This window comes from Bacillus sp. AFS059628 (genome assembly GCF_002571225.1).
Taxonomy (GTDB): Bacteria; Bacillota; Bacilli; order Bacillales; family Bacillaceae_G; genus Bacillus_A.
In genome coordinates this window covers 19655-27110 of the sequence record NZ_NVEC01000032.1, presented here as the reverse complement: position 1 = coordinate 27110, position 7456 = coordinate 19655, and the positions used below count along the sequence as shown (strand labels likewise).

Here is a 7456-nt window from a genome sequence, read left to right as displayed (position 1 = left end):
GTTTTCTTCATCCCCCACTGATTATTAGTTTAACCAATCGTTATGGCCAGTTGATCCCCCTCCTAACTTCTTTGCTTTCGCTGGATTTTGAGGTGGGGGTCTTACTGCCCATTAAAGCGGGATAAAAAAAGAAGGGAAAGACTTTATTGAAACTAAAAAATCGACTGTATACAGGTTTAGGAACTGGTTCATTTATATACATGATAGTTTTGCTATCAAGAAACAATAATATATCTATTACACGAGCTGAGATAATAAGTGTTCTTATAATCTCAGCTTGTGCAGGCATTTTTACATTCATTTTTGATATTGAAAGAATCAGCTATTTGTTCGCCTTGGTAATCCATTTTTTCATGATGATTATAGTTGTCTTTCTTATATCTACATATAACCATTGGATAGAAATATTCCCAACTGCTGATTTTCTTGAAAGTATAGTTTTGATATATGCATTTTCTTGGTTAATATCATTTTTAAATACAAAAAAAGATGCTAAAGAATTAAATATGTTACTAAAAAATAAGAATAACATTTAAAGTGTCCTTCTATACGAGGCTGCTGCATCGATATTAAATCAGCAAAAAATTCCCCCGAAATTTAAAAATACGCTATTCTTTCTATAGAATCATAGGAAAGGATGGCGTTTTTGTATGTCTATTTCTGTATCTGATGAATTACAACTATTTGCTCAGGAGATTCAAAGATTTTTATCTCCAAATATCTTACTAGATTTTGCTAGAGATGTCGGTTTCGTACAACGGACCAGTAAATACCATGCAAAAGATTTAGCCGCTTTATGCGTATGGATGAGCCAAAATGTCGCTACAACTTCTTTAACTCAGTTATTTAGCTGTTTAGAAGCATCAACAGAAGTACTCATCAGTCCCGAGGGACTGAATCAACGATTTAATAAAGCGGCCGTTCAACTTTTACAACATGTATTAGCTGAACTACTAAACCATAAATTAACCTCATCTATGCCACTTTCTTCTCCATATACTTCTGTTTTCAAGCGTATTCGTATTTTAGATTCAACTGCATTTCAACCCCCGGGTGTATTTTCATCGGTTTATCCAGGTGCAGGAGGATGCAGCCATTCAGCGGGAGTAAAGATTCAGCTTGAGTATGATTTATTAAGTGGAAAGTTCCTACATATTCATACAGGTCCCGGTAAACAGCATGATCGAACCTATGGTTCTCTGTGTGTTCCAACTGTGGAACCAAATGATTTATGTATCCGTGATTTAGGGTGTTTTCATTTAAAAGATCTTCAACATATACAAGATAAAAAGGCTTACTATATCTCTCGTATTAAATCTAATACACGTATTTATCAAAAAAATTGCAAACCTGATTATTTTCAGGATGGAAGAATAAAGAAAGGTACAGAGTATATACAGCTAGATATGGAGGTATTAATGAGCTCTCTCCAACCAGGACAAACATATGAAATATCCGATGCCTATGTAGGTATGACTGATAAAGTAGCAACCCGTGTAATCGTTCATCGACTTACAGATGAACAACAACAAAAACGATTACGTGATCAAGCTATACGAGAAAAAAAGAAAGGAATTAAGTATTCTCCTCGTAGCAAACGACTTAGTGGTATCAATGTATATATGACAAACGCCTCTACAAATATTGTCCCGATGGGACAAGTACATGATTGGTATTCTTTACGTTGGCAAATCGAGATTTTATTTAAAACATGGAAGTCATTCTTTCATATTCACCATTGTAAAAAGATAAAGCGTGAAAGATTAGAATGCCATTTGTATGGGCAACTGATCGCCATTCTACTCTGTTCATCTACTATGTTTCAAATGCGTCAATTACTTCTTATGAAAAAGAAACGAGAGCTGAGTGAATATAAGGCCATATATATGATCAAAGATTATTTTCTTATTATTTATCAAGCCATACAAAAAGACACCCAAGAACTATCAAAGATTCTCATTCGCCTGTTCAACCTCCTACAGCAAAATGGGCGAAAATCTCATCGATACGAGAAAAAAAACAGTCTTTGATATATTAGGTATCGTTTATAATTGTACTATGCTTGATAATCAAGCGGCTTAAATTCAAAAAAGGAAACCCTTTAGGGTTTATTTCGTATGCAAATCTTTAAAATCCCTACGCATAGCCTTCAGCAAAAAGAAACAGCCTCTACTATAATTGATGTTGTATGAGCTTAGCTTGATAGCGATGGGGTACAGACCGCGAAACGGAAAAACCCCCACGCTAAGGATTTTCGAGCTATTTTAAATTGTGTTGTATTGGGTGCTATAAGGAAATCGAAATAATACTTCTTAGCAAAATAAAAAATAATAAAGAAGCCGAATTCCTTAACAGGTGGAATTCGGTTTCTTACTACAATATTTAACTTTAATTAGGAAAGGATTGCCCACTTTAAAAGATAATATATTTATTTATATTTCGGATCGAAAGGTTTTACCTAACTGGTTACCAAGACCAAAATAATGACGGAAATTATATATAAGTGGGCTCCATTTATTTGGGTCAATATGATTTTCTTCAAGAATGATTTCCTTATGAGCGTGTACATGTATAGCTTGTGTCTCAACAATTGCAAAATCAGGAGAATAATCAGGAATTCGAATATGTTTCACCCTTGCCTCAATTTGAATGGGACACTCCATAATTCGAGTAGGTTTTACCGATTTAGACTCAGTAGGTGTTAATCTACTAATATCATATTTTTCTTTTTCATATGTAAATCCATTCTTTTTCTTATAATCTGGAACGGGATTTTTCCCTGTATAGGGGGCTAATTGTTCAACATTCTCCCATAATGAAGGACTCGGAACATTGATTACACATTCAGGATGTCGTTCTAAATTTTCGATAGCTTTCCCGCCAAGTCCAATTCCTAATATAATACAATCTCCTAATGCCCATGATGATGACATAGGGCTGATGTTTACTGTTCCATCTTCATTTAGTGAATTTAGTAAAATCACAGGAGTTCCGTAGTATAGAATTTTAGGTTTAATAATCTCTGTGTTTGGAATCTGAGCCATTTTTTTCATCTTTAATTTTCCTCCTATTCATATGTTCTTCCTTATTTATTGTAGAATATAAACATTTCGATTATCATCGAAATATGAATTACATTAGGGGGAAATTAAAATGAACGCAAATCCAAATGTAGCAATGATTGCTACTCTTGTGAGTGAAGCTTCTCGTGCAGCAATATTAACAGTCTTATTAGATGGTAGATTCCACCCTGCAAGCGAATTAGCATATATGGCAGGAATCAAACCACAGACGGCCAGTTTCCATTTGACAAAAATGGTCGATGCGAATGTAGTTATAGTTGAAAAACAGGGGAGACATCGATATTATGGAATTCGAAATCCGGAAGTTGCTCAAGTTATGGAGTCATTTTTATCAATAGCTCCACCAATTGAAATTAAATCATTAAAACAGGCTTCGGAAGATAAAGCGATGCGTTTTGCAAGAACATGTTATGATCATCTTGCGGGAAATTTAGGAGTACAATTAACAGATTCTTTAATTAAAATAGGTGTTATTTATGAAGAAAAGGATGGGTTTACTGTTACTGAAAAAGGGGAGTCATTCTTTACAAATTTTCAAATTGACCTTGAAAGGGTTAAGAAAAAGCGTCGTTCATTTACACACAAATGTTTAGATTGGAGTGAAAGACGTCACCACCTTGCGGGAGCATTAGGAAATGCCCTTCTAGAAAGACTATTAGAACTAAATTGGGTTCAACGTTTACCTAAAACAAGAGCAATAAAAATCACTTCTGACGGGAAAAAGGGACTAAAAGAAACATTTTCTTTTGATATTACAAACAACTAAGTTTTGAATATAAAACAGCCGATTTAGTTTTAAAGGGGGTATAGCCGGCTATTTTGTGTTGAAATTTTCTTAACGTGGTTTTTTTCCGAAATGCTGGCGGTACCCCATGCCCATCAAGCTAACCAAGTAAATTACTAGGCGCGAAATGATCCTTGTTTCAAAACTAGCAAGTGATAGAAAAGCAAGCATGCCAAAGAAGCCCATTAAAACGTGGTTTTTTCGCTAGGCAGCTTGTCTATGTTTCACCGTCGTTTCATACACAATCCCTAGAATATCAAAGACGGTCATCTTCTTATACCTATGACATTTACGACCGTTCTTTTTGAGCAGTTGATAAAGGCGATGCAGAATTTTTAAAAGTTCTTCTGTTCCAACAGCCATCGCTTGAAAGAGTAACGGAAAGTAATCTTTAATCATATAAATCGCTTTGTATTCACTCAGCTCCTGCTTTTTTTTTCAAGCAGAAAATGACGCATTTGAAACATCGTAGAAGAACAGAGGAGTATTCCGATGAGTTGTCCATATAAATGGCACTCTAGGCGTTCTATTTTTATATTTTTACATTCATCAATTTCAAAGAATGACTTCCACGTTTTAAACAAAATTTCAATCTGCCAACGAAGTGAATATAATGAATGTACGTAGCTCGTCGGTACGTCTTCTAGCGATGTGTTCGTAATATATACATTCATGCCCATTAAACGTTTACTTTTATCCTTCATGACAATGCCTTTCTTCTTTTCGCGTATTTTTTGGTTTTTCAAACATGTTTGCGTTTGATCATCGGTTAAACGATGAATAATGACACGTTCTGGAAGCTTTTGGTTTTGGCCAATGTATGCCTCGGGGACTTCTATCGTTTCGCCAGGGATTAGATCAGACATCATTTGTGTCATGTCAAGCTGGATGTATTCTGTTTGTTTTTTTAACGTACCATTGTTGAAGTATTCCGGTTCAGGGTTCTTGATATAAATGCGTGTATTCAACTTCAACCGCGAGATATAGTAAGCCTCTTTATCATGAATGGTTTGTAAGTCTCCTAAATCGAAGTAACCAAGATCACGTAAACACAAATCGCCCGCCTCTACGGTTTCAAGGCAGATGGTACCGTATGTTTTATCATTATTCTTTCCTGCTCCAAGCTGTACGTTAAGAAATTGACCACTAAGTAAATCATGTTCTAATTGGATTTTTACGCCTGCCGTATTACTACTCCCACCTGAACCTTGATAGTCAGTGGCAAAATGGTCAGGCAGTTGAAACACTGTTGCATCTAAAATACGGATACGATGGAAAGTAGAGATTAAGTGTGCAGAAAGTGAGTGATTTGAACAGAGTTTTTGTGTGAGAAGAAAAATAAAGACTTTTCGAAGAAATGCGACAGCTGCTGGATTAAAGCGTTGATTCAGTCCTTCTGGACTCATGAGTGTAGCTGTATTTGCATAAAGCTGACTACATAATCGAGTGAGAGAATCACTTCCTACATGTTGACTGATCCAAATACATAAAGCAGTCAAATCTCGTGCGCCATACTTACTTTTACGTTTTACAAATCCTGTATCCTGTGCGAATTGTTGAAGAACATATGGAGATAGATATCGCTGTAGTTCTTCAGCGAATAAATGAAACCCATCTTGAATCGATAGATTCATACAAAAACGCCATCCTTTCTGTATATTTCTACAAAAAGAATAGCGTTTTTTTCGCTATATGAATACAATTTCTTTTTCGTTTGATGATGACAGGGTGTGAATAAATCCTCAAGATAAAAGGACATCCGCTAATTTTAGCGGACGACCTTTTATCTTCCTCGATGTTTTGCTTTTCGTTTTTGAATTTTCAGTTGTCTCTTTTTTTCTTTTAATTCTTCTTTTTTTTGACGTGTAATACATTTCTTTGTTTTCTTTTTTTGTTCTAGTTCTATTCTCAATGCTTCATACGATTTGTTAGAAACTCCTTGATTTTTCATCTCTTTAGCTGCTAATTTTATCAACCTTTTAGGATTGATAGTCTTCTTTTTTTTGTTATCAATAGAGTTTTTAACACCTGATGTACTATTTAATAACGGAATCAAATCATGAAAAATAAAATCTAATACTTCACTATCTTTTGGTTCTGATCTAAAAGTATATTTACATACCTTCAATTTATTATTTTCCATCATTTCAACTATTCCAATCCAAAATTGTCCATCAAAATAAATTGTAAGTTTCATTGAAAATCCCCCTTTTTTCCTACATGAGTAATGGACATCCCAGGGGGGAAGGTTACTGACAATAATTATTAAATTATTGCGTTCGGACTACCAACCGAACTGTGTTTTTTCACTCTATACTTATTATATTTTAAAATTCAGATTTGTAAACATTTAGATAATATCAAATAGGTTAAATTATTTTCTTTTAACATTTACGAAAGCATATTCGAATAATCATTCATTAAATTTCTTATCAATCATCAAAAATTAATTATCATAAGGAAGAGGTACGTGACCTTTTAGTTAAGAAATTACTTATTCTTGAAAAAAACAAATTAACCCCCTAAATAATCGTAAAGATGTAAAATTGTATAATACCCTCGGAACAAAAAATATCTTTTATAGCAACGAAGTTCATTTTTATCGTTTTGGGGTAGTGTATTCTTGTTATCTTGATGGGCATGTGGCGGTACTCCTTTTATCAAAAAAAGGGTATCGTAATGGGAGCATCAATAATTGACTACGACAATAAGGTAAGATCGCTTCTGTCAGGAACAAGTAATTTATTATTAGTATTCCCTTTCTTTAAAATTCCGGATGTCCTATTGTATAGACTATTCTTCTATATTTACCTATGTATATATTTTATATTATGATATCAACATTGATTTAAAGTGTTTTATATAAAATCAATAAATGAGATTTTTAGAGGAAAGACGGACTTTTCTTTTTTAATTAGCCTAATTTTCAAATGTATTTGATTTATTTTTTATTAATATGTATTTAAAGATGCAGAGAGGGTTTGACGTATCTATATAAGTGTGACTTTACAGATAGAAAAGGTTTAATTATCAATGAGGTGTGGCAATAGAAGTAATGCAGTTGAAACTATGAAGAAATATGATAATAAGCGTTCTTCATTTTATAAACTTGCTAAGATGTTAGACAAGTAATAAAACATGGTTGTAATAATGAAGTGGTTCATACGCAAATAAAAACAAAGTTTCATAAAAAGTGCTCCTAGATTTATCTAGGAGCACTTTTTATGGTGAAGTTAGATAATGAATAGCAACTGCTAGATTGTAATATATTTATTTAGAAAAAGCATCTAAATAGGACGTTTTTTTCGGACATATTTAATGTTTATAGATCAAAAACAAGTTTTATAAAACATACAAAATGTTAAACTCACAAGAACCAGTGATATCATGCGTTTTTCTATGGTATTACTGGTTTTTTTCGCTATAAAATGAAAAGAAAAATAATATCAGTTTTACAAAATAAAGTTATAGTTAAACTAAGTTTTACATAAAATAGTTATCTTTATTTATCAATAAATATCACGATATTCAAATGATTTATTTTTATACTTTTCTTGCATAAATAATTAATCTAATCCCTTAATTCATT

Annotated in this window: 4 protein-coding genes and 2 pseudogenes; 3 read left to right on the top strand and 3 right to left on the bottom strand. The window is 33.2% G+C overall.

Features of this window, described 5'->3' with window-relative positions; genetic code table 11:
* Positions 1-146: 146 nt before the first annotated feature.
* Together COL05_RS11915 and COL05_RS11910 are read left to right on the top strand one after the other, a co-directional pair.
* Entirely contained in the window at positions 147-536 is a 390-nt protein-coding gene (locus tag COL05_RS11915) for a DUF3021 domain-containing protein (protein WP_098668758.1), read from the top strand.
* Between the two features lie 114 nt (positions 537-650).
* Positions 651-2082: pseudogene (locus COL05_RS11910) on the top strand (IS4 family transposase).
* A 350-nt stretch (positions 2083-2432) separates the two neighbouring features.
* On the opposite strand, the gene COL05_RS11905 reads toward COL05_RS11910, so the two are convergent.
* The gene (locus tag COL05_RS11905) at positions 2433-3053 is read right to left on the bottom strand and encodes a flavin reductase family protein (protein WP_098668757.1); all 621 of its coding nucleotides are present in this window, start codon (positions 3051-3053) and stop codon (positions 2433-2435) included.
* Positions 3054-3153: 100 nt separating this feature from the next.
* Between COL05_RS11905 and COL05_RS11900 the strand changes: the two genes are divergently transcribed.
* Complete coding sequence (locus COL05_RS11900; protein ID WP_070172723.1) at positions 3154-3849, top strand: ArsR/SmtB family transcription factor; 696 nt, start codon at positions 3154-3156, stop codon at positions 3847-3849.
* Between the two features lie 222 nt (positions 3850-4071).
* Here the strand turns inward: COL05_RS11900 and COL05_RS11895 are convergent.
* Together COL05_RS11895 and COL05_RS11890 are read right to left on the bottom strand one after the other, a co-directional pair.
* Positions 4072-5501: pseudogene (locus COL05_RS11895) on the bottom strand (IS4 family transposase).
* 149 nt (positions 5502-5650) lie between these two features.
* A complete protein-coding gene (locus COL05_RS11890) occupies positions 5651-6064 on the bottom strand; it encodes a YjdF family protein (RefSeq protein ID WP_098501364.1) in 414 nt (137 codons plus the stop codon).
* Positions 6065-7456 lie beyond the last annotated feature (1392 nt).

Excerpts from the sequence above, each read along its gene's own strand:
- COL05_RS11905 (WP_098668757.1), bottom strand. The coding sequence starts at position 3,053 with ATGAAAAAAATGGCTCAGATTCCAAACACAGAGATTATTAAACCTAAA.
- COL05_RS11890 (WP_098501364.1), bottom strand. The coding sequence starts at position 6,064 with ATGAAACTTACAATTTATTTTGATGGACAATTTTGGATTGGAATAGTT.
- COL05_RS11900 (WP_070172723.1), top strand. The coding sequence starts at position 3,154 with ATGAACGCAAATCCAAATGTAGCAATGATTGCTACTCTTGTGAGTGAA.